Source organism: Chloroherpetonaceae bacterium, from assembly GCA_025056565.1.
Taxonomy (GTDB): domain Bacteria; phylum Bacteroidota; class Chlorobiia; order Chlorobiales; family Thermochlorobacteraceae; genus Thermochlorobacter.
In genome coordinates this window covers 83,748-105,915 of sequence record JANWWA010000011.1, presented here as the reverse complement: position 1 = coordinate 105,915, position 22,168 = coordinate 83,748, and the positions used below count along the sequence as shown (strand labels likewise).

Annotated in this window: 21 protein-coding genes; 13 read left to right on the top strand and 8 right to left on the bottom strand. The window is 49.5% G+C overall.

Annotated elements, in window-relative coordinates:
* Window positions 1-26 precede the first annotated feature (26 nt).
* From NZM05_09525 to NZM05_09515, 3 genes are all read right to left on the bottom strand, one after another.
* Complete coding sequence (locus NZM05_09525; GenBank protein ID MCS7013851.1) at window positions 27-743, bottom strand: ABC transporter ATP-binding protein; 717 nt, start codon at window positions 741-743, stop codon at window positions 27-29.
* The gene (locus NZM05_09520; protein ID MCS7013850.1) at window positions 728-850 is read right to left on the bottom strand and encodes a hypothetical protein; all 123 of its coding nucleotides are present in this window, start codon (window positions 848-850) and stop codon (window positions 728-730) included. Before NZM05_09520 ends, NZM05_09525 begins: the two co-directional genes overlap by 16 nt.
* 82 nt (window positions 851-932) lie before the next feature.
* Window positions 933-1,934 (bottom strand): isocitrate dehydrogenase (NAD(+)), encoded by a 1,002-nt coding sequence (locus tag NZM05_09515; GenBank protein ID MCS7013849.1) that lies wholly within the window; start codon window positions 1,932-1,934, stop codon window positions 933-935.
* A 290-nt stretch (window positions 1,935-2,224) separates the two neighbouring features.
* Between NZM05_09515 and NZM05_09510 the strand changes: the two genes are divergently transcribed.
* Together NZM05_09510 and NZM05_09505 are read left to right on the top strand one after the other, a co-directional pair.
* Window positions 2,225-5,212 carry a SusC/RagA family TonB-linked outer membrane protein gene (locus NZM05_09510; GenBank protein MCS7013848.1) on the top strand — a complete coding sequence of 996 codons (2,988 nt, stop codon included), beginning with the start codon at window positions 2,225-2,227 and terminating at the stop codon, window positions 5,210-5,212.
* A gap of 30 nt (window positions 5,213-5,242) precedes the next feature.
* Window positions 5,243-6,622, top strand: a complete 1,380-nt coding sequence (locus NZM05_09505; protein MCS7013847.1) for a RagB/SusD family nutrient uptake outer membrane protein — start codon at window positions 5,243-5,245, stop codon at window positions 6,620-6,622.
* Between the two features lie 96 nt (window positions 6,623-6,718).
* On the opposite strand, the gene NZM05_09500 is transcribed toward NZM05_09505, so the two are convergent.
* Genes NZM05_09500 through moaD form a run of 3 tightly spaced genes read right to left on the bottom strand, consistent with a single transcriptional unit; the run spans window position 6,719 to window position 9,655 of the window.
* Window positions 6,719-7,171: a molybdenum cofactor biosynthesis protein MoaE gene (locus NZM05_09500; protein MCS7013846.1), complete on the bottom strand. Its 453-nt coding sequence runs from the start codon at window positions 7,169-7,171 to the stop codon at window positions 6,719-6,721.
* Window positions 7,171-9,357: a tetratricopeptide repeat protein gene (locus NZM05_09495; protein MCS7013845.1), complete on the bottom strand. Its 2,187-nt coding sequence runs from the start codon at window positions 9,355-9,357 to the stop codon at window positions 7,171-7,173. Before NZM05_09495 ends, NZM05_09500 begins: the two co-directional genes overlap by 1 nt.
* Before the next feature lie 55 nt (window positions 9,358-9,412).
* Complete coding sequence (moaD, locus tag NZM05_09490; protein ID MCS7013844.1) at window positions 9,413-9,655, bottom strand: molybdopterin converting factor subunit 1; 243 nt, start codon at window positions 9,653-9,655, stop codon at window positions 9,413-9,415.
* Window positions 9,656-9,745: 90 nt separating this feature from the next.
* Between moaD and moaA the strand changes: the two genes are divergently transcribed.
* The 5 genes from moaA (at window position 9,746) to NZM05_09465 (ending at window position 15,165) form a co-directional block, all read left to right on the top strand.
* Window positions 9,746-10,792 (top strand): GTP 3',8-cyclase MoaA, encoded by a 1,047-nt coding sequence (moaA, locus tag NZM05_09485; GenBank protein ID MCS7013843.1) that lies wholly within the window; start codon window positions 9,746-9,748, stop codon window positions 10,790-10,792.
* A gap of 32 nt (window positions 10,793-10,824) precedes the next feature.
* Window positions 10,825-11,997 (top strand): putative sulfate/molybdate transporter, encoded by a 1,173-nt coding sequence (locus tag NZM05_09480; protein MCS7013842.1) that lies wholly within the window; start codon window positions 10,825-10,827, stop codon window positions 11,995-11,997.
* A gap of 184 nt (window positions 11,998-12,181) precedes the next feature.
* Complete coding sequence (locus tag NZM05_09475; GenBank protein ID MCS7013841.1) at window positions 12,182-12,721, top strand: adenine phosphoribosyltransferase; 540 nt, start codon at window positions 12,182-12,184, stop codon at window positions 12,719-12,721.
* Window positions 12,696-14,657, top strand: coding sequence for a PIG-L family deacetylase (locus NZM05_09470; protein ID MCS7013840.1), 1,962 nt, complete (start codon window positions 12,696-12,698; stop codon window positions 14,655-14,657). Before NZM05_09475 ends, NZM05_09470 begins: the two co-directional genes overlap by 26 nt.
* Window positions 14,658-14,703: 46 nt before the next feature.
* Window positions 14,704-15,165: a hypothetical protein gene (locus NZM05_09465; protein ID MCS7013839.1), complete on the top strand. Its 462-nt coding sequence runs from the start codon at window positions 14,704-14,706 to the stop codon at window positions 15,163-15,165.
* 52 nt (window positions 15,166-15,217) lie between these two features.
* On the opposite strand, the gene NZM05_09460 is transcribed toward NZM05_09465, so the two are convergent.
* The gene (locus NZM05_09460; GenBank protein ID MCS7013838.1) at window positions 15,218-16,147 is read right to left on the bottom strand and encodes a transglutaminase-like domain-containing protein; all 930 of its coding nucleotides are present in this window, start codon (window positions 16,145-16,147) and stop codon (window positions 15,218-15,220) included.
* Window positions 16,148-16,322: 175 nt separating this feature from the next.
* On the opposite strand from NZM05_09460, the gene mtnA reads away from it, so the two are divergent.
* The 6 genes from mtnA to NZM05_09430 are packed head-to-tail and all read left to right on the top strand — an operon-like array spanning window position 16,323 to window position 19,784.
* Window positions 16,323-17,408: an S-methyl-5-thioribose-1-phosphate isomerase gene (mtnA, locus tag NZM05_09455; GenBank protein ID MCS7013837.1), complete on the top strand. Its 1,086-nt coding sequence runs from the start codon at window positions 16,323-16,325 to the stop codon at window positions 17,406-17,408.
* A gap of 11 nt (window positions 17,409-17,419) precedes the next feature.
* Window positions 17,420-18,187, top strand: a complete 768-nt coding sequence (locus tag NZM05_09450; GenBank protein ID MCS7013836.1) for a GvpL/GvpF family gas vesicle protein — start codon at window positions 17,420-17,422, stop codon at window positions 18,185-18,187.
* A gap of 12 nt (window positions 18,188-18,199) precedes the next feature.
* Window positions 18,200-18,424, top strand: a complete 225-nt coding sequence (locus tag NZM05_09445; GenBank protein ID MCS7013835.1) for a gas vesicle protein GvpG — start codon at window positions 18,200-18,202, stop codon at window positions 18,422-18,424.
* Between the two features lie 17 nt (window positions 18,425-18,441).
* A complete protein-coding gene (locus tag NZM05_09440) occupies window positions 18,442-19,233 on the top strand; it encodes a GvpL/GvpF family gas vesicle protein (GenBank protein ID MCS7013834.1) in 792 nt (263 codons plus the stop codon).
* On the top strand, window positions 19,230-19,439 hold the full coding sequence (locus NZM05_09435) for a gas vesicle protein (protein ID MCS7013833.1): 210 nt from the start codon (window positions 19,230-19,232) through the stop codon (window positions 19,437-19,439). Before NZM05_09440 ends, NZM05_09435 begins: the two co-directional genes overlap by 4 nt.
* 18 nt (window positions 19,440-19,457) lie before the next feature.
* Window positions 19,458-19,784 carry a gas vesicle protein K gene (locus NZM05_09430; GenBank protein MCS7013832.1) on the top strand — a complete coding sequence of 109 codons (327 nt, stop codon included), beginning with the start codon at window positions 19,458-19,460 and terminating at the stop codon, window positions 19,782-19,784.
* Between the two features lie 112 nt (window positions 19,785-19,896).
* Here the strand turns inward: NZM05_09430 and fusA are convergent, their stop codons facing one another.
* A complete protein-coding gene (fusA, locus tag NZM05_09425) occupies window positions 19,897-21,996 on the bottom strand; it encodes an elongation factor G (GenBank protein MCS7013831.1) in 2,100 nt (699 codons plus the stop codon).
* Window positions 21,997-22,168 lie beyond the last annotated feature (172 nt).

The following is a 22,168-nucleotide window of genomic DNA, read 5'->3' as shown; positions in this document are numbered from 1 at the left end:
CCACACAAATGCATCAAAGGGCATGGTTAGGAGCGGATTTCATCGATTGCAGATTGAGTCGGTGCAACAAGTTGGTCGGAGACCACGCAGCCACCTTTTAAGCGAATAATGCGCTGGGTTTTCTGTGCAAGCTCAAGATTATGTGTAACAATAACAAGGGTTGTGCCATAATCACGATTTAGCTCAAAGAGAAGTTGCTCAATGGTGTGGCTGGTTTCTGCGTCAAGGTTGCCAGTAGGTTCATCAGCGAAGAGAATTTTAGGGCGGTTAATGAACGAGCGAGCAATTGCGACACGCTGCTGCTCTCCGCCAGAAAGCTGTGCAGGATAGTGTGAGAGACGATGCCCCAGGCCCACGCGTTCCAGAAGTTCGAGAGCCGCTTGGCGAGCATGCCGCTCCCGTGAAAGCTCAGCAGGCACCATCACATTTTCCAGCGCAGTGAGGGTAGGAATCAGTTGAAAGCTCTGGAACACAAATCCGACATATTGGTTACGCACTTTGGCGCGTTCATCTTCGCTCAGCGAGTTCAGCAAAATACCGCAAAGTGTAACCGTGCCAGAAGTAGGGTGGTCTAAACCGGCGCAAATGCCCAGAAGCGTGGTTTTACCGCTGCCCGAAGGACCGACAATCGCACACGTATCACCTGCCTGCAGCTCGAAAGAAACCCGATTCAGCACAGTCAGTTCGCCCTGACCGCTGCGATACGTTTTAGTAAGGTGTTGAGCGCTTAAAACTGTGGACATAGCGAAACGATTTGCAAAAGGCTACTTGGCTCAAACGCATCTGCGCTGTCGAAGTTACCCGAGAGCAGCGTAACCTGAGACAGAAACGATTCGCTTCGCCTAATCATTCACAAGCAAAAGAAAGGATCTTTGCTGAAGCGATGAGCGCCGTCAGATTGAACACATTGCGAAACGAAATACGCCAGAGGCTTACGCAATATACCGAATGAGTTCATCGGCATATTGCTCAGTGGTCGCGGTGCCCTTGAGGTCAGGGGTTAGCACTTTGCCTTCGCCCATTACGCGGTAGATGGCACTGGTGATACGCTCAGCGGCGTGATGTTCGCCAATATGTTGCAGCATCATCACGGCGGAAAGTAGCATTGCTGTTGGGTTCGCAATGCCTTTACCAGCGATGTCAGGTGCAGAACCGTGCACGGCTTCGAAGACGCTGGCTTCAGTGCCGATGTTTGCGCCGGGCACAACACCTAAGCCACCAACCAAACCTGCACAGAGGTCGGAGACGATGTCGCCATAGAGGTTTTCGAGCACCAGCACATCAAAGCGCGCAGGGTTAAGCACAAGCTGCATACAGCAGTTGTCGACGATGATTTCGTCGTATTGAATTTCAGGATAATCTTTTGCCACTTCTTGGCAGCACTTGAGGAAAAGACCGTCGGCAAGTTTCATAATGTTGGCTTTGTGCACGGCGGTTACCTTCTTGCGATGGTGCGTGCGGGCATACTCAAAGGCAAATTTCGCAATGCGCAGCGACGCCTCGCGCGTGATAATTTTGGAGGCTTGCACCACGCCGGGAGCAATTTCATTTTCAATGCCTGCGTAAAGGCTTTCGGTATTTTCTCGCACAACGACAATATCCACGCCCTCATATTTTGCGCCAGCGCCGGGCAAGGTTTTCACAGGGCGAAGGTTGGCATAGAGGTTCAAGGTCTTGCGCAGTTGCACATTGACAGACTTAAAGCCCTTGCCGACTTCAGTCGTAAGCGGACCTTTGAGAGCAACCTTGTTGCGCAGAATGGAGTCCAAAACTTCTTGAGGCAGAGGGTCGCCATATTGCTCAAGAGCAGCCTTGCCTGCAAGATATTCTTCCCAGTGAATTTGAACGCCAGAGGCTGCTAAAATGCGTTTTACAGCGCGCGTGATTTCAGGACCGATGCCGTCGCCCGGCAGGAGCGTGATGGTGTGTGGCATACCCCCAGAGGTTTTCGTGAAAACTTGTGGCTTTTTGGGAAGCCTAAGTTACTTCCAGCTTGTGCAAATGTGCAGAAAAAATCCGTGCAGTGCAATGCTAGCAAGAAGGCAAGACCGTGAGGCTTCAATAGGCAAGCAAGGCAGATAGAGGAAGCATTTGCACATTAGCAAAAAAATCCTTTTCTTCTCTCTACATTGCAGTATCAACAAAGCAGCAAGCAGCGGGTTGCAATAAGCCGATTGCAACCGTGGTCTTCTCAATCAACTTCAACAAGCAAAAGAACAGTGATATGACGAAACGATACGCAATTACGTTTGCGGCAATCCTGTTTTTCACTGCAAAAGCGGTGATGGCACAGGAGCTAACTATCTCAGGCACAGTGGTCGATGCCAACACAGGCGAGCCTCTTTTGGGTGCAGTGGTGCGCGTAAAGGAAACAGGGGGCGGCGCGATTACTGATGCGCTCGGCAAGTTTCGCCTTGTGGTTAAGAACCCTGTAGCGACACTGTCTGCGAAGCTGGTAGGCTATAAGGAAAAAACAGTAGTGGTAACGCAAAGCACGGACAACTTGGTCATTCAGCTCCAAGAAGATATTCTGCGCGCTGAAGAAGTGGTGGTCACAGGGCTTGCTACAGGAATTCGACGCGAGAGTGCGCCAAACTCGATTGGAACAATCACTGCAAAGGAGTTGATTCCTGCACCAGCACAAACGCTTGACCAAGCGTTTGCAGGCAAAGTACCAGGGCTGTCCATTCGTCAGAACACAGGGGCGCCAGGCGGAGGAATTAGCTTAAATCTGCGGGGTATTACGACGCTTCAGGGCAACACGCAACCACTTATTGTAATTGACGGCGTAATTGTCAGCAATGAGTCTTTCAACAGTGGCTTAACCTCCATTACCGATGCAGCAGTGGGTGCATCGCAAAGCTCACAAGACCAGCCATCGAGTCGCTTAGCTGATATTAATCCAAACGACATTGAGGACATCCAAGTGCTCAAGGGGCCTGCAGCTACTGCGGTCTATGGTTCAAAAGCTGCAGCAGGTGTGCTGGTAATTACTACAAAGCAAGGCAAACCGGGCGATACGCGCATCGATGTGTCGCAGCAAATTGGCTTTAACTCCGTGCTGAAGCTGCAAGGCACGCGCGACTGGCGTCAGGACTCAACAGGGCTACGAGCAGCATTTGGTCAAGCTGGGGTTGATGCCTTTGTGCGCAGCGGAGGCGTAAATGGTCAGTATATCGACTATGAGCGCGAATTTTATGGTCAAAATGGACTGATTAACGAAACCTCTATCACAGCGCGAGGGGGCAGTGCGACCACACTCTTTACCATTTCAGGGCAAGCCCGTAACGACCAAGGCATTATCCGCCATACTTATTACAATCGCTACGCTGTGCGCTCAAATCTGACGCACAGATTTAGTGATAGACTTACGGCAGACATTGGCTTGAACTATGTGAATTCAAATTCACAGCGTTCGGCAACAGGCAATGCAAACGTAACGCTTACAAGCATCGGCTATGCGATGACACGCTTGCCTAGCTTTCTTGATGTGCGTCAGCGTCCAGACGGCACATTTCCTGTGTTCCCGTTTGCACCATCAAATCCAGCAGAAATTATTGAGCGAGTGCGCAATGAAGAATATATAGATCGCCTGATTGGGTCATTTCGTCTGGATTTCAATGTGTTCCGAATGGAAAATCAAAGCCTGAATTTTATTGCGAGCGGTGGCGCAGATTACATTAGCCAGCGTAATGTGATTACCTCACCGGTCAACACACAGCATGAGCAAGCGAAGGCTGCACCGGGCGAAAATGCAGCGAACAATGTGACCAACTTTTTCAACAACCTCTGGCTGAGCGCGGTGCATAATGTGAGCTTCTCGAACATTGCGATAACGACCTCTGCAGGCTTTCAGATTGAAAACCGTGACAACAGCAGCATTTTGGTCAATGTGCGTGGGCTGACGGCGGACCTTGCATCGGTTGGCTTAGGTGTAGAGGTTACACAACAGCAAACAATTACGCGCCAATACGACCAAGGCTTTTACATTCAGTCGGATATTGACTTCGGCGGTGTCGGCTTCCTAAATGTGAAACTGCGCGGCGATCGAAGCAGCGTCAACTCTGATGTCAATCAATTTTACTTGTTCCCAGGAGCAGGTGCGTCAATCATTCTTTCCAAGTTTGATTTCTGGAAAGGCATTAGCAACACGATTGATTACCTGAAACTGCGAGCCGCAGTTGGTCAAGCTGGCACACTTGCGCCGCCAGAGTCAAAGTTTCTCTCGTTTGTGCCTGCAAATGTAACAGGTCTCATTGGCGCTTTGGTGCCGCTGCGCAATGGAAACGACAATGTCAGACCTGAGCGTACAACCGAAATTGAGTTTGGGTTCGATGCCGGGATTCTTAACGGACTGGCGTCGCTAGAATTTACCTACTTCTTGCGCAACATTGACGACCTCATTTTGCTCAAGCAGTTGCCGCCTTCATCAGGTTTTACCAGCCAGCTCGTAAATGCGGGTGCAATGAGAACCTTCGGTATTGAAGCGGCACTGACGGTCAATGCCATTCGAAGCAGAGAGGTGGACTGGACAGCACGAGTGATTTTCTCAAGAAACCGTGCTGAAATTACACGCTTAGATGTGCCGCCCTTCCAGCGAGGTGGATTTGGTGTAAACTTAGGTGCTTACACGATTCGTCAAGGCTATTCGCCGTTTAGCATTGTTGGACGTGAGAGCTTTGGACCGAACCCCAATGCGCCAAATCCAAACGCGCGCCCAGGAGAATTTAATGGTCTCATCTTAGGCGATGAACAGCCTGACTTCAATATGGGCTTTTCAAATAGCTTGCGTGTCTATGGGTTTGAACTCTTCTTCCTCTTTGACTGGCGTCAAGGTAATAAGGTCATCAATCTGTCGCGTTTCTTGACAGATGGCACAGGAATTTCGCCTGATGTAGAAGCTGCGCGTGAGCGAGTGCGAGCACGGGCCACCTCAACCGCACCATATGTGGAAGATGGGAGTTTCATCAAACTGCGTGAACTGAGCTTGACTTACACACTTGACCCTGAACTGACACGCAGTTTCTTCGGCGGCGCAGTGTCTTATCTGCGTATTGGGATTGCAGGCAGAAATCTCCTAATGTTTACACGCTACTCGAGCTACGACCCTGAAGTGAGCAACTTTGGCAATCTGGCAACGGCTGGCTCAATTGAGGTAACGCCATTCCCATCATCGCGTAGTTTCTTTTTCAACATCCAGTTTGGATTGTAAAAAAACAGAAACTTTCAGGAGAAACTTCAAATGCGGAATCAACAAACAGGGCTTCACAAAACAAAGCGAACTGTTGCGGCACTGAGTGTGCTGCTCTTGGCACTCTCTCAATATGGGTGCCCGAATCGGGATTTCCCTGACCCAAATGCACCAAGCCCGGCAACACTAACGCTCCAGAGCTTTGTCACAGGATTGGAAGCGCAGATGCGTGTTGTGGGCACTTACCTTATCGGCACAGGCAGCGTGGGGCGTGAGATGATTCACTTCGGACAAGATGACCCACGTTTCCGTAGCGAGTATATTCAAGGGCAACCAGATCCAGGTGGCGGTTTCGTAAGCGGAGGAGTCAATCCGCGCTACCGCGCAATTGCACAAGCCCGCCTATTTTTGGAGCGTGTGGCTAGTGCGGGACTTTCCCCAGCACAGGCTGATGCAGCGCGTGGATTCGCCAATACGATTATCGCCTATCAGTATCTGCTGATTCATAATTGGCAGTATGACAACGGCATGAAGTTTGAGGCATCGACTGACCCAGCCGGTGCACCGATTGTGCCACGCGCTGAAGCCATTCGCCGCATTGCAGCCTTACTCGATGAAGCAGACCAGCAACTGAGCCGAGCTGGCAGCGAGCCATTTCCGTTTAGGCTATCATCAGGGTTTGCAGGGTTCAACACGCCTGCAACATTCCGACAATTCAATCGAGGGCTGCGCGCACGCGTTGCAGCCTATCAAGGTGACTATGCAACATGCTTGGCAGCACTTGCACAGTCGTTCATTTCCAGCACACCCACAGAAGCAAATATGCAACGTGGTGTCTACCACGTTTTTAGCACGGCGCCAAATGATGCAACCAATCCGCTGTTTCAAGTGGCATCTGCTCCACTGCCCAACCTCTGGGTGCATCCGTCATTCTTCAGAGACAACACGGATACGGCAACGGATAGGCGTCTGAACAAAATCTTCCGCCGTGAAACGCGCACCTTTGAAGGACTGACATCCAGCGCCACGCTCAACATTGCACCCACGAACGTGTCGCCACTTCCAATTTTGCGTAATGAAGAACTGTTGCTCCTGCGTGCTGAGGCGCGAATTTTAGGAGGAAGTGGCTTGCAAGACTTTGCGGCTGCAGAAGCAGATTTGAATGCTGTGCGCCAAGCCGCAGGCGTGCCGCCCTATCCTGCAGGAAGCACCAACGCAACTAATGCGCTCGACCGCTTGATCTATGAGCGACGATACTCGCTCTTTATGGAAGGGCATCGCTGGGTAGATATGCGCCGATTCCCTACACGCCCTGGCAGCCCAAATCCAAACAATTTGCCGGGCAGACTGAACGAATTGCCACTTGACCGACCAACTGACCGCATCATCGTGAGTTTCCCGATCCCAATTCCAGAGCTACCACCAAGCTAAGCAAAGAGCAACGTGCGGGAATCAAAACGACAAGCGGAGACCGATGCGGAGGTCTCCGCTTGATTTTTGGGCTTAGGAAGCTAATCTGCTAGAACTCTACCGTGTGCAAGCATCAACCCAAACGGCGCCGTCAGCAAAGACCTCTTTTTTCCAAATAGGAACGGTAGTCTTAATTGCATCAATGATGAACTTGCAAGCTGCAAAAGCTTCCTTGCGGTGCGGTGTGCTGACAGCAATTGCTACAGCATCTTCGCCAATCTCTAAGCGCCCGACCCGATGGGCGATAGCTAATTTTTTAACAGGGTAGAGCTGACTGGCAGTGGCAGCAATTTCCTGCATTTTTCTAAGTGCCATGGATTTGTATGCTTCATACTCAAGCCAAAGCACCCCAGATTTGCCACCTGAATGATTACGCACAGTACCCACAAAAAGTGCAAGTCCACCGCATTCTGGTGCTCGCACTGCATCTAAGATTTCCTGAATGTTGAGCGGTGTCTCTGACAAACAAACTAATGCGGCGCGCTCAGTGTGAAGAGTAGAATTCATCATTAGACATCAGCAGTAACAGGTTGCAATGGCAAGTGAGCATTCATTGCCGTGTAAGGCAGCTCAATGATAAACTCTGCATACTCCCCTTCACGTGATTCCAGCCAAATTTTACCCCCGTATGCGGTAATAATATCACGGCTGATAGAAAGACCCAGTCCTGTGCCTTCAGTGCCTGGTTTTGTAGTGAAAAATGGCTGGAAAATTTTTTCGTGCAAGTCTGGTGCCACGCCAAACCCATTGTCCCAAATGCGGATTTGGGCAGCGTTGGGCAAAGCATGTGAGCTGACTCTGACTTCAGGCGAAAAATTTTGCTCAGACTGACGCTGCAAGGCTTGCTGCTTGTGGTAGGTGGAATAAAAGGCATTCTGCACAAGGTTCAGGAATACACGGCTAAAATCCTGCGGCACAACAAAAAATTTGGGTAGGTTGCTATCTAAATCAAAACGCAGGGCAACATTGAACGAAAGGTCGCGCATTTTGTAGCTGTGGTAGCCCAACTGTGCATACTCTTTCAGCAGCAAGTTAAGATCCGTTTCTTCACGCTCGCCTCTACCATTCTTACTATGCTCTAAAATAGATTTCACAATTCGAGAAGCGCGCAAAGTGTGGTGTGCCACACGTTCTAACTTGACTTTCAAACTTTCTAACTTTTCCTGAATAGCCCGACGTGGCACGGCATCATCGGCAAGCATCTGAGAAAGTTCCTCACTTTGCTCTTGCGCAAGAGAGACAAAGTTACTCACAAAGTTCAAGGGGTTTTGAATCTCGTGTGAAATGCCAGCGGCAATTTCGCCTAAGGCAGCCAGCTTTTCTTGCTGCACAAGCTGCTGCTGAGTGTTTTGGAGACTCCGAAAGGCTTGTTTCAACTTAGCGTGCTGAATTTCTATGAGAGCATTCTTTGCGCTGAGCTCCTCGTTTTTGTGCTGCAGAATTTGCTTAGCTCTAAGTGAAGCACGGTATCGCCAGTAAAGCAAAAGTAAAATGATGACAGCAAAAATGACCAGTGCAATGAGCATATTGCGAATCGTCGCTTGAGCTGTCTGCTCTTTACGCAGTTGCTCAATTTCCTTTTCACGCAAACCAATTTGGTAGTTCACTTCACGGCTCATAATCTGATTTTGCGTAGCAAGCGAGCGCATACTATCGTGCAGTGCGGAGTATGCTTTGAAACAGGCATAGGCTTGTTTAAAGTCGTTTTTGGCTTCGTATAGCGCAGAGGCAATTCGATAGGCTTCTTCAAGTGGTACTTTATCTTGTCCTTGCTGAGCAAGCTTAATTGCGACTTGGGCGTGCCGAATGCCGTCGTCGTAGCGATGCATCAGGAAATAACACTGTGCAAGGGCATTGTGAATGCGAGGGAAGTAGCGTTTCTCGCCCGTATGGAGAGCTGAATCGAGCGCCATCAAGGCAGAATCGTATTTTGCCGCCGCAATGTAAAACTTGCCAAGCTGCAGCCAGCTGTGAGTGAGCGAAATTCCTGCTTGCCTGAGCAGGCGAATAGCTTCGTGAGCGCGTGCCAGTGCAAGCTCGTGTTTGCCTTGTCGGCTATACACATCAGCTTGATAGCCAGTGGTGGCAGCCAGCCCTTCAACATCGTGAAGCGTGCGCCAAACTGCAGCAGCTTTCTCGCGATACTCGAGCGCTTTATCCAATTGATTTTGATTTTCAAACACCCAAGCAATGTTATTAAGTGACCAACCTTTGCCACGAAGGTCACCAATTTTTTCTCTCAATTCCAGTGCTTTGAAGTGCCATGCTAGAGCTTGGTCATTATTGCCCTGATAGGTAGAAAGATTCCCCATACTGTGATAGCACCACGCCAGTGCTGTGTCATCTTCAATTTCTTTACTCAGCTCCATATCGCGCAGGCGCACTTCAATTGCCTTCGCATACTGAGCTTGCACTTCATACATATACGACACGGCGTTCAGTGCCTTCTCCAAGCCTCGCTTGTAGCCAATTTGCTCTGCCAGAGCTTGTGCTTGAAGGGCATACTGGAGTGTGCTATCAGGTGCAGCGCGCCAGTAGGCTCGAGCGAGAGCATTGAGCGCATCAACTTTACAAGTGCCGTCTGCAGTTTCGACGACACGCTTCAAGCTGTCAATCAGAGGTTGAGCAGCCGCTAAATGTGGTGAATACCATACTGCGGCAACAAGCACGAGCCAACTGTGGTGAAAGGACTTCATCAAAAAAAGCGCATGTGAAAACCTGCAATGTCTGTGCAGCAGACTGGCTGAGGCGTTAGCCCCCGCAAACAGGTGGAATTATCGCAATTTCATCGGTTTCTTGCAAAATTTGCTGAGGCGACGCATAGTCTTCATTGACCGCCACAGAGAGCGAACGCAACTGAGCAAACTGCGGATAGCGTGCCTTCAAGTAGTCCAAGAGAGCTTGCGCCGTAACGGGCTCAGGTAGCGTGATGTGTAGTGAGGACGCACCCACAATGTCGCGACCCGCCGCAAAGAAATGGACGATTAGTTCCATGGCAATTTCACGTTTCTTTGCTAGCAAAAACGGTTTGAGCACATTTTAAGTTTTTACGCTATTACCCAATGAATAACGCCGCAAAGAGGTATGCGAAACCTTGTCGCCGAAGCAGAAACTGACACTCAAAATGCTCAACCCACTGCAACCTTGATAGACAATCATGGGCGACCGATTACCTACATTCGAATGTCCGTAACCGACCGCTGTAACCTGCGATGTCTGTACTGTATGCCTGCTGGAGGTATTGACTTTCTACCTCAGAGTGAGACGCTCTCTTACGCCGAACTGCTGCGCTTAGCCCGACTCTTTGCGTCGCTTGGAATTTGTAAGTTTCGCATTACAGGTGGCGAACCGTTTGTGCGGACTGGGCTGATTGATTTTCTAGAAGAACTGGCAGCCGTCTCAGGTATAGAAGAAATCAGCATCACCACAAATGGTGTGCTGACCGCCCCATTCGTGAGAGACCTCAAACGCATTGGCATCTCATCGATTAATCTGAGCTTGGATACGCTTCGCCGAGAACGCTTCAAGACCATCACGCGACGCGATGAATTTGAAAATGTGATGAAGACCTTCTATGCCCTGCTCGAGTACGAGATTCCAACCAAAATCAATGTAGTAGTCACCGAAGGGGTCAATACGGATGAAATCGTGCCACTGGCCTTACTGTCGCGTGACTACCCCGTCTCCGTGCGCTTCATTGAGGAAATGCCATTCAATGGCACTGGCAAAGAGACACCGGTGCTGACTTGGAACTATGCGAAAATTCTGGCTGTGCTGAAGGAGGCGTTCCCAAGTCTCTCCAAACTGCCTGATGCACCCTTTTCAACTTCAATGAATTATGCGATTGAAGGGCACTTGGGCACAGTAGGCATCATTGCAGCATATTCACGCACCTTTTGCGGCACATGTAACCGCTTACGCCTAACTCCAAAAGGTGAAATTCATACTTGCCTCTACGACAATCGTGGCTACGACATTAAAACGCCGATGCGACAGGGCGCAAGCAACATAGAGCTGGAAGCACTAATTCGCAAAGCTGTCAGCGAGCGCTATAAAGATGGCTACGAAGCCGAAGCGAACCGAATTGGACATATTCCTGTCAGAGAATCAATGTCCACAATCGGTGGATAACACAACCTGTAGAAACCCAAAGCTGGCGCACGATGCTCGAGCCACGCACAACTGCAGTCAAAGCCCTTCGCTTCGACCGCAACGAATGGAATGGCGCATTTGGCGACATTGGCACAGACCTCCCACTGCTGGCTGGAATGACCATAGCTGCACAACTGGACGCAGCCAGCACACTCATTGTCTTCGGGCTGATGCAAGTGCTAACTGGTGTACTCTACAAGATGCCTATGCCTGTCCAGCCTCTCAAAGCCATGGCAACGCTGGTGATTTCGCAAAAACTAAGTGCTGATGTGCTCTATGGGGGTGGAATAGCCGTTGGGCTGTTGATGCTGGTGTTGTCGCTAACAGGGTTACTGGAAAAGCTGGCACAGCTCGTGCCGCAAGTTGTGGTGAGAGGACTGCAGCTTGGGTTAGCCTTGCAGTTAGGTTTGCTAGCGCTAAAAGACTACATTAGTCCCAGCGGTGCAGCAGGATATGCACTGGCGCTCCTGAGCTTTGTACTCATTCTTGCCTTGCAGCGACGGCGTTTGCCAGCAGCGCTGGTTGTGATGGCACTAGGCGTCGGATATGCGCTCACAGTAGCGCCAGATTCGCAGCGGTTGTGGTTGCACGCCTTAGAACCATCGCTAAACCTACCAAAATGGCATGCACCGACATGGAGCGACATAGAGCAAGGTTTTGTCGTGCTGGCTCTGCCGCAGATTGCATTGTCCATAGGCAACTCCATTTTGGCGACAGAGCAAATTGCAAGAGACCTTTTTCCTGAAAAAGCCTTAACGGTTAAGCGCATTGGGCTGACATACTCCATAATGAATCTCATCGCACCGTTTTTGTCAGGTGTGCCAACTTGCCACGGAGCAGGCGGACTGGCAGGGCATTATGCGTTTGGGGCACGCACAGGTGGCTCGGTGGTGCTCTATGGCTCATTCTACCTGATTTGGGGACTATTCTTTGCAGAGTGCTTTGAAATGCTTTTACGGGCATTTCCACTCCCTATACTTGGCGTCGTATTGCTCTTCGAAGCCGTTGCACTGTTCGGATTAGTTCACACGCATTCTTACACAGCAACTCATACAACGGTGCTTGCAATCGTGGCATTTGCGGCTATCGGCTTGCCATTCGGATTCTTAGTCGGGCTTATTGCAGGCACAGCGGTCTTCTACGCATTCAAGTTGCGCAATGCGGAAGCCAAAGATAGGCTGTAAAATGCAGGTGTGTCTGGTCTCTCTCTTGTCAGAGAAATAAGACGCGCCTCCCAGAGACACCCAGAAGCAGCAAGATAGCTTGAAGCCAAAGCGAACTTTTCTTATACTGCACCTGCAAAAAATCCACATCGCACTGACTATGCCAAAAAAACAAACTGAGGTGCTGGCAGCGGTCAGCCCTGAGATGCAAAGGCGACTTCAAGCTTTTGCGAGGCGTTTTGAAAAGAAAATCCGCACTGTGCCAGACTTCCCCAAGCAAGGCATTATGTTCAAAGATATTACAACCGTGCTCAAAGAAAAGAAGCTCTTTGGTGAGACGGTAGATGTATTAGCTGAGCTGTATGCAGGCAGAAGAATTGATAAGGTAGTCTCTATTGAATCCAGAGGATTTATTTTTGGAGCGGCATTGGCGTATAAGCTGGGCGCAGGCTTTGTGCCTGTGCGAAAGCCAAATAAGTTACCTGCCGAGAAAATCCGAGAGGAATACGTGTTAGAATACGGCACAGATGCACTGGAAATCCACACTGATGCCATTCGCAAAGGTGAGCGCGTGCTGTTGCATGATGACCTTTTGGCAACAGGTGGCACAGCGGGAGCTGCGTGTCGCTTGGTTGAAAAAGTTGGGGGCAAGGTAGCAGGACTATGTTTCCTCATTGAGCTGGGTTTTCTAAATGGACGCTCCAAACTTGGCGGCTACGATGTCGTCTCGCTGGTTAAGATGTAACATCTTGCTTAGCCTTGCACTGCTACAGCATCTGGTTGTGCAACCAACTGGATACGCAAAAGCCGCACAAACCAGCACCGATTCAGCCCACTATGTTTTGATAGGATTAGCCGCACACCCTGATGATGAAGACGGCGCCACGCTGGCTTATTACGCTAAGTTCTACGGCAAACCTGTTCGCGTCTATAATGTGTTCTTTACACGTGGCGAAGGCGGTCAAAACGAAATTGGCTCGGCGCTCTACGAAGAGCTGGGCAACATTCGCACGCAAGAGACCCGTGAAGCTGCAGAGATTCTGGGCGTAACCCCCATCTTCTTAGGTTTTCATGACTTTGGCTATTCCAAAACCGCTAAAGAGACCTTCGCAAAATGGGGAGGCAAAGAAGCAGTCTTGCAGAAACTGGTCTATCTAATTCGCAAGCTGCAGCCCGATGTAGTGATAACCAATCACGACACTATTACGACGCCGCCAAATCGTCAGCATGGGCATCACCAAGCTGTGGGTATTTCGCTCTATGAGGCGTTTGAGAAAGCGGCAGACAGCGCATACTGTCCTGAGCATGTTGCACTGGGAGCGATGCCATGGCAGGTGAAGAAAATGTTTGTGCGCATTTTTCGTGAGTCGCCTGTCGGTCAAGACTCTATCGTCCGCATTGACATCAGTGCAACCACACCGGAAGGGGAACGCATTGCTGACATCGCAGCGCGCTCACTTGCGAGACATCGCTCACAAGGAATGGATAAGCTGGTGCAGAGCGGTGCACTGCGCTTTTTCTTTCAGCCGCGTCGATACGCACTCTGGCGTGCAGCTAAATCATTTGCACTGGACACAACAGACTTTTTTGCAGGCATCGTGCCAGAAGTGCGCCGCATAGAAGTTGTGAAAGAGTTTGTAGATGCGCCAAAACTCTCACTGTTTGTCTCGCCAGCAAGCGTAGCAAAAGTGCGTGCGACACCCGCTGAGTTCCAGAAAAAAGAGCCTGCAAAATATGTGCGACGCTTCGTAGTGGTAATGGAAAGCACAGTCGGCAAAATTCTGCCAGTAGTGCTGAGTGTGAGAAGGGGCAGTGAAACACTCTTGCGAAAAGATTATCTCTTCAAAGACAAAACCACCACGCGCCTTGTGGATACACTAAGCATTGCACTGGAAAAAAGCTCACCTTTTGATTCACTCACGGCAGAACAACTAACCTTCGAGGCAAGACCAATTGGCGTAGAAGCTGAAGCCTTGCAGCTTGCCAAAGCGGTTCAGCACGTAGAGCTAAAACCTGTCGAAGTGAAAGTGGCGCGCACCGTGCGAGTGGGACTGGTGCGCACATATGACAACACGATGGAAGAGACACTTGCAGCGCTGGGCGTCAAGTTTGAGCGATTGGACTCAACAGAACTAGCCACAAAAGACCTGCGCACGTTCAGCACCATTCTAGTAGATATGCGTGCAGGCGAGTATAGGCGAGATGTGCTTGCGCACTCAAAAAAGCTCTTTGAATTCGTAGAGCAAGGTGGACATATCGTTGCGTTCTACAATAAGCCGCAAGACTGGAATCCAAATAAGCGTCTGCTTGCCCCATATCCGATTGAACTCACAATGGAGCGCGTGGTAGAAGAAGACGCAAAAGTAACGGTACTGCGCCCAAAGCATCCATTGCTGAATGTGCCGAATAAAATTGACCAGAGCGACTGGAATGACTGGATTCAAGAACGCAGTCTCTACCTACCTGCAGATGATACCACGAAGACAGCACCACAGTATGAACGCCTACTTGCAATGAGCGATGAAGGTGAAGCGCAACCGCCCACTTCAATGCTCACAGCAAAGGTCGGTAAAGGTACCTACACCTATGTGTCACTTGCGCTATACCGACAGCTGAAACGCTTGCACACAGGGGCACTGAAGCTCTTTTCAAATCTTATCTCGCAACCTCGCGCAAAATAAAGCGTATAAAAGCGGGCGTTTTTTGCCATAACCAACCCGTAGTGAGATGAGATACGCTGCGTTAGTGCTTGTGCTCTGGTGTGCAGTGCGACCAGAGCAAAGTAGCGCAACGGAAAAACCAATTTCAAAATCGCCACGAGCGGTTTTGAAAGCTGCAGCGAGCGCAAAAGTGCCAAAGTGGAAACAGCAGAAAGAAGCGCTCGAATGGCATCGCAAACAAGCCGCACCGTTTGTCGGTAAGTTCATTCGCAATCCAGACGGGGAATACTTTGAGTTCTACTTTTCGAAGAAGGGAGTGCTGAAAGGTGTGGCGCGTGGCGAAGGAGACTATAACTACCGCTTTGCACTGACCGATTTAGAAGTGCTAAGCAGCGACGAACTGCGCTTTAAGCTCAAAGGCAAACCTTGCACCGCTCGCCTGATAGACGATGCCCTCATTGTAACCTACCATACAGGCATCAAAAAGTATCACCCGCGCGTGATGGAACCACTAATTAGCAAACGCTGAATAAAGTGCGAGCCGCTGAGGCTGTTGCAAATACCATCACTAGCACAGAACGTCAGGCTTCTTCCAAGTCATCGGATTCGAATGATGAGCTGGGTGGGAAAAGCGGTTTGCCACGAAAGTCCAAGATGAGGCTAAGATAGCGCTCAATCGTTTGTGTCTTTTGACGATGACCCATCTCGCGATAGCTGTTGCGCAAATTGTTAAGCATTCGCTCGAGAATGTCAAGTGAGGAGGCTTTGGAAAAGTATTGGTCAACTGCGCCGTAGCCTTGATTTTGCAGGAAGCGAATGCAGTCTTGCTTATCTAAAATGCGACCTTGATTAAAGGGGTCAATGAAACGCTCTTCGCCGCCCGGCGTTTCATACTTGAGCAAAAAGTGTCCGGGCATATTCACACCAAAGACAGGTAATCGGAAACGCTCAGCTAAGATAAGGTAAATTGCCCCGAGCGTGATAGGAATGCCTAACTTTCTATCTATGACACGATTGAGGTAGCTGTTATCTGGTTCATAGTAGCCAGCGGTGTTGCCACGGTAGCCTTCCTTCTCGAAAAGAATCACGCTCATCATAAAAATTTTGTCAATCTCGCTCATCGTGGAGGTAAAGTATTCAATGCGAAGAAGCGACTCCAAGCGTTGGAGTTCTCGGCGATACTTTTCCAAGTCCACATCTGGGTAGCCAATTTGCATCACCAAGAATGCATATGTCTCCAGCGAGGCATTATCCATAAACCCGCGCAGAAATTGCGGCGAGAGTTTTTGAAATTGAATTTCATCAATCAGCTCTTCAATGCGGCTGGAAATACGGTCTGGGGCTTCATTTTTCTTTTGCACCATCACGCGCATAATCTCGGAGGCGTCGGGGTGGTCGGATTGGATAGCGCGAATCAACTCTTTGCTCACGGTTTGGAATACGCCCGGGTCTTCGTCATCAAGAAGCGAGAGTGCTGCCTGAATCTTCGTATCGGAGATTTGGGAACGCATATTCCAAGCAAAGTTTGAAGTTAATAGCTAAATTTAGAATCTCGTGCCAAATCGGTCAAGCTAAACGGGGCGAGCCGGCAATTTGTGTGTGAGGGATGGGCGCAACCAAAAGTCTTGCAAAATGCAGGCTTCTGTTGCACGTTGCAAAGCTTGCAAAGCACAAGGCAAGAGTCTCATGATACAAGTAATCGTGTTTGAAAATAAACGGCTTACCTACTTAGACCAGCGATTTTTGCCGCTGAAAGAGGTGTTTGTTCATACAAAGGATTACCGAAAGGTAATTGAGGCAATTAAGACGCTAGCAATTCGCGGAGCCCCGCTGATTGGCATTGCCGCGGCTTATGCAGCAGCGCTGGCAGTGCAAGCCTACAAAGGCAAGAAAAGCGGCTTGAAGCGATACTTCTATCATGCACTGAGTGAGTTAGATGCAGCTCGCCCAACTGCAGTGAATCTTTTCTGGGCAACTGCGCGCGCAAGAGCAGCGTTTAACCGAGTCTATGAGCAGAGCGACATTTCAACGATTGCCAAAGCAATTTTGGAAGAAGCAGAAGCGATTCATCAAAAGGAAGTGCAAAACTGCGATGCAATTGCGCGTCATGGCACAGAACTATTGCGGCGCGACTTTGCACACCAGCTTCTGCAGCGGCGCCTGACCGTGCTAACACACTGCAACACTGGCACCTTAGCGACAGGCGGAATTGGCACAGCATTAGGTGTCATCAAACAAGCCTATCTCGAGGGACTGATAGAAAAGGTCTTTGTCTCTGAGACTCGCCCGTTGCTGCAAGGCTTACGGCTCACCACCTTTGAGCTGGAAAAGGAGGAAATTCCCTATCAAGCGATAGCTGATTCTTCGGCAGGCTTTCTGTTTCAGAAAGGAATGATTGATTTAGTCATCACAGGGGCAGACCGCATTGCTGCAAATGGGGATACAGCAAACAAAATCGGCACCTACACCCATGCTGTAAATGCGGCTTTTCATAAGCGAAAATTTTATGTGGCAGCACCTCTATCAACTTTTGACGCAACGCTCTCGTGCGGAGAAGAAATCTTGATTGAGCAACGCGCTGGCACGGAGCTAACATCCATCTATGGGCGGAATGTTGCACCGCAAAAAACGCCCGTGCTGAACTATGCCTTTGACATCACACCCGCTACGCTAATTTCAAGCATTATCACTGAAAGAGGGGTTGCAGAACCTGATTTCAAAACATCGCTGGCGCAAATAGCTGCTGAAACAAAAGTCTTGCATCACGATTAACTTTCTTTGCAATGAATGGGCGATACCTTTATGCTATCGTGCTGCTTCCGCAATCAAGTGAGCAGCGCGAAAGACTGCCAACTTCGCTTGGCAAAAAAGGGATAGGCGGGCGTGGCGATGAAGTTTACCTTGTGCAACATCACAACATTGGTATCTTCCTTAGCGCCTCACCCACAGAACCATATTCACTATCCCGTGAAAACTTGCTGACACACGAGCGCATCTTAGAAGAGCTCTTAGCCTACTACACGCTTCTGCCTATGCAATTTTCTACCATCGCTGAAAGTGAAGAAGAAGTTAGGTGTCTATTAGAGCGTGAGTATGAACGGTTCTATGCAATGCTTGAGCAACTGCAAGGCAAAAAGGAGCTGGGTTTGAAAGCTATCTTTCACGAGAGAATTTTTCAGGAAATTGCAGAAAAAAGCGACCCTATTCGGCGCAAAAAGGCTGAAATTGAACGCATCGGTGCAACGCAAGCCGCACTCATTGAAATTGGCAAGATGGTAGAAGCGGCACTTGAAGCAGAAAAACAAAGATATCGTACGGAGATTCTATCAAGTCTCCGCCCGCTAGCACTGCAAACCGTAGAGAACAAGCTCATTGGCGATCGAATGCTACTCAATGCAGCTTTTCTTGTCGATGTGAGGCAAGAGACAGCCTTCGACGAAAAAGTGCGAGAGTTGGGCAAAGCCTTAGAGGATAAAGTGAAGTTCAAGTATGTGGGAAATGTGCCACCCTACAATTTTGTGCGGCTCTCGCTTTCACTGAAACCGGCATAGGAGGAGTAAGCGATGTTTTTAATTGATGATTTGCTTCTTTTGCCCTTTCGAGCACTGAAAGGTATCGCTGATGCAATTGATGAGCAGGTTCGGAAAGAAACCAGCAATGTGGCCAAAATTCAAGAGAAGTTAATGGAGCTGCAGTTTAAGTTTGAAATGGACGAAATTGACGAAGCAGAATATACTAGGAGAGAAGCTGAACTGTTACGTGAGCTTGAGCGGGCACGAAAAAGCTAAACTACCCTTGCGCTGCAATGAATCCAGAAGAGTTAATCTACCTGTATGCGATTGTAGATGCGCCTGTAGCGGTGTCGGCGGTGCGGATGCTAAAGGTGCAAGAGCTGTATGTAGCGGTTGCGAATGTGTCTTGGTCAGAATTCAACGAAACAGCACTGCAAGCCAATTTCCGAAACCTAAGCTGGCTGGAAGAGCGTGCGCGTCAGCACGAGGCCGTCATTGAAGCGATAATGCAGCACGCAACAGTGGTGCCGTGCAGGTTTCCGACATTGTTTTATTCAGAGAGTGCCGCACAAGTTTTCGTGTCGCAGCATTACGAGCAGTTCGTTAGGCTAATTGAGAAGTTTAGAGGCAAAGAGGAGTGGGGCGTGAAGGTGTATAGCCAATCTAATGCGCTCTGCAAAGCAGTGGTGGAAATGCCCGAGCTGAAAGCGATGGACGCAGACATTGCGCAGGCATCGGCAGGAAAAGCCTTTCTGCTACGAAAGCAGCGTGAAAAACGCTTGGGGGAACTTTTGCACCAGTATCAAGGCGCAGTTTTGGAAGAGCTTTTTCAGAGCCTAAGGCAGTGGGCAGTCGAGACAAAGCAAAATCCCGTTTTGCCCAAAGATATGACAGGACAAGGTGATGAGATGATTCTCAATGCTGCATTGCTTGTAGCGTGCACAAATACCAAAGCCTTTCTTGCAGATGTAGAAGCAATAGGTCACAAGCTTAGTCAAAAGGGATTAAGGCTTGAAATCAGCGGGCCTTGGGCAGCTTACAACTTTTGCACAATGCCAACCGCACACCTGAGCACTGAAAAATGACACCAAAACCAAGCAAAGAGGTCACGCTTGTAGAACTTTTAGACCGCATCTTAAACAAAGGGGTAGTGATTGGTGGCGACATTTTTATCTCCGTCGCAGGGGTCGAATTGGTCTATATTGACCTGCGGGTGCTGATTGGCTCAATGGAGACAATTGAGCGCATGCGAGGAAAAAGCGCTTTGCCGCTCTTGCCTGCAAAATCCTAACCAAATCTATTGGCTGAAATGTTTGGAGAATCAAGTCAGGAAGAATTGGCAGAAAAAGTAGCACCTAATTCAAATGGACTGCCAAAGCACTTGAACTTAGAGCCAGAGAACGTGGAGCAAGGATTAGGACAACTGGTGCTCACGCTGGTTGAAATCTTGCGGCAGGTGTTAGAGCGGCAAGCATTGCGACGAATGGAATCGGGCACTTTAAGCGAAGAAGAAATCGAGCGATTGGGGCTGACGCTGATGAAACTAGACGAAAAAATCACTGAGCTTTGTGGCGTGTTTGGTATTGCACGCGAGGACCTAAAGCTGAGCTTGGGCGAACTGGAGAACTTGCTGTAGGTGGAGCATATATGCTGTTGCCCTGTTTCTCTCGCAGCACAAGAGAAAACAGGGCAAAGAAGCATCTTCGTTATGCGACGCCGAGTTTGAGGAGCATTCCATAGCCTACGCCTTATTCTGCCTCCACAGGCTTAAACGCTTTGATGAGTTTTGGGGCAATTTCAGCAGGCACTTCCTCGTAACCGTAAAACTCGCGTGTGAAGCGCGCACGTCCTTGCGTAATGCGGTTCAGTGCAGATTGGTAGCCGTAAAGCTCTGCCAAAGGAACCAGTGCAGAGAGGCGTTGCAAAAGACCGTCGCTTTCCATTCCCAGAATTTTCCCACGGCGGCTGGAAAGGTCACCCATAATTTCACCTGTAAAGGTTTCAGGCGTGAAGACCATCACTTTGTAAATTGGTTCAAGTAGCGTTGGACGTGCTTTCTCAAACGCGGCTTTAAAGGCAAGACTGGCTGCTACTTTGAACGAGTATTCCGAGCTATCGACAGGGTGATGTGAGCCATCATATGGCACAGCTTTCACATCAACAATAGGGTAGCCTGCAAGCAAGCCCTTTTGCATGGTTTCTTCAATGCCTTTCTGCACCGCAGGTAGAAAACGCGTCGGCACCACGCCGCCGACCACTTCTGACTCAAATTGAAAACCTGCACCACGTGGTAGTGGCTCGAGGCGTAGCCAGACATCACCGTAATGACCGCGTCCGCCGGTTTGCTTCTTATACTTGCCTTGTGCTTTAGCAACTGTGCGAATCGTTTCGCGGTAAGGCACACGGGGCGGTGACGTTTCTACCTCAATGCCAAACTTTTCCTTTAGGCGACGAATAATTGTTTCCAGATGCACATCACCTAAGCCTGAAAGAATCGTTTGCGCAAACTCTTCATCGCGACTGATGCGAAAACTGGGGTCTTCCTCGTGCAAGTGATACAGCGCTGAAGAAATGCGGTCTTCATCACCTTTGGCTTTCGGCTTGATGGCCAGGTCAGTGAGAGGCTCAGGAAACGAAACCGGAGAGATAATGTAATCCACGCCCCTATCCGCTAATGTATTGTTGGTGTGTGTATCTTTGAGCTTTAAGACCACGCCAATATCACCTGCTAAAAGGCGTTCTACAGGACGGCGCTCCTTGCCGACCACAGTGTAAATCTGACCGAGCTTTTCAGGCTGCCCTGTCTGAGCATTGATCAGTTCGTGCCCACTCTCAATATGCCCTGAATAGATGCGCAAGAATGATAGCTCGCCAATATGCGGTTCAGAGACGGTCTTAAACACAAATGCGACAGTTTCTGCATTGGGATTTGGCTCAACGAGATACTCTTCATTGGTGTGGACACGACATGCATGCTCTGCCCCGCGCTCGATCGGTGAAGGGAAAAGATAGACAAACGCATCAAGCAGACGTTCAACACCAATCAAATGCACAGGTGAGGTGCAAAAAACGGGAAATAGGGTGCGGGTAACAAGAGCGTGCTTGATGCCATCTCTAAGTTCTACTTCGGTAAGTTCACCACCTTCCTCAAAGAAGCGTTCCATCAAGCCGTCATCACTTTCTGCAACACTCTCAACCAGCTCTTGATGATGCAAGCTAGCGCGTTTGCGATACGGCTCTTCAATCGCATGCTCTACCACTGCACCGAGTTTATCAGGCGTAAATTCATACTCCTTCATTCGTAGCACATCGACAAGCAGGTGATGTCCCAGACCTTCTTCGGCAGGGAACTGCACAGGGGCAACTTGATGCCCAAAGCGCTCTCGCAGTTGTTCCAAGACGCCTTCGTAGTCCGCACGGTCATTGTCCAGCTTGGTAATCACAAATGCGGTAGGCTTGTAAAATTCTTTGGCATACTCCCAAACGAGTTCCGTGCCAACTTCTACGCCCGTGCAGGCATTTACAGCAATCAGCACGGTATCAGCTGCGCGGATGGCACATTTGACATCACCGTGAAAGTCAGTAAAACCGGGCGTGTCAATGAAGTTGATTTTGTAGATGTTACCGTCACCGTTTTGCCACGTGCCAGTAATCAAGCTGGAATTAACGCTATGCTGCCGGGCAATCTCATCGGGCGCATGGTCAGAGACCGTGTTGCCATGTTCGATAGCACCCATTCGCTTGATGAGACCGAGCGTGTAAGCAATCGCTTCGGTGAGCATAGTTTTGCCGCTGCCTGCATGCCCAGCGACCGCCACATTGCGGATAAATTGAGGCTGGTAAATCATAGTTATACTCCTTTCTCAAAAATTGCAGAGAAATCTGCAAGCCGTAAAAAACGGCACACTTCAAACTGCTGGAAACTTAGTCAAAAAATTGGCGAAAGTAAAAGGGCTGAAGGGCGAGATAGCACAGCAAGCGTGGTATGGTAGGTATAAATTTTCCTCTTGTGCTCAGTGT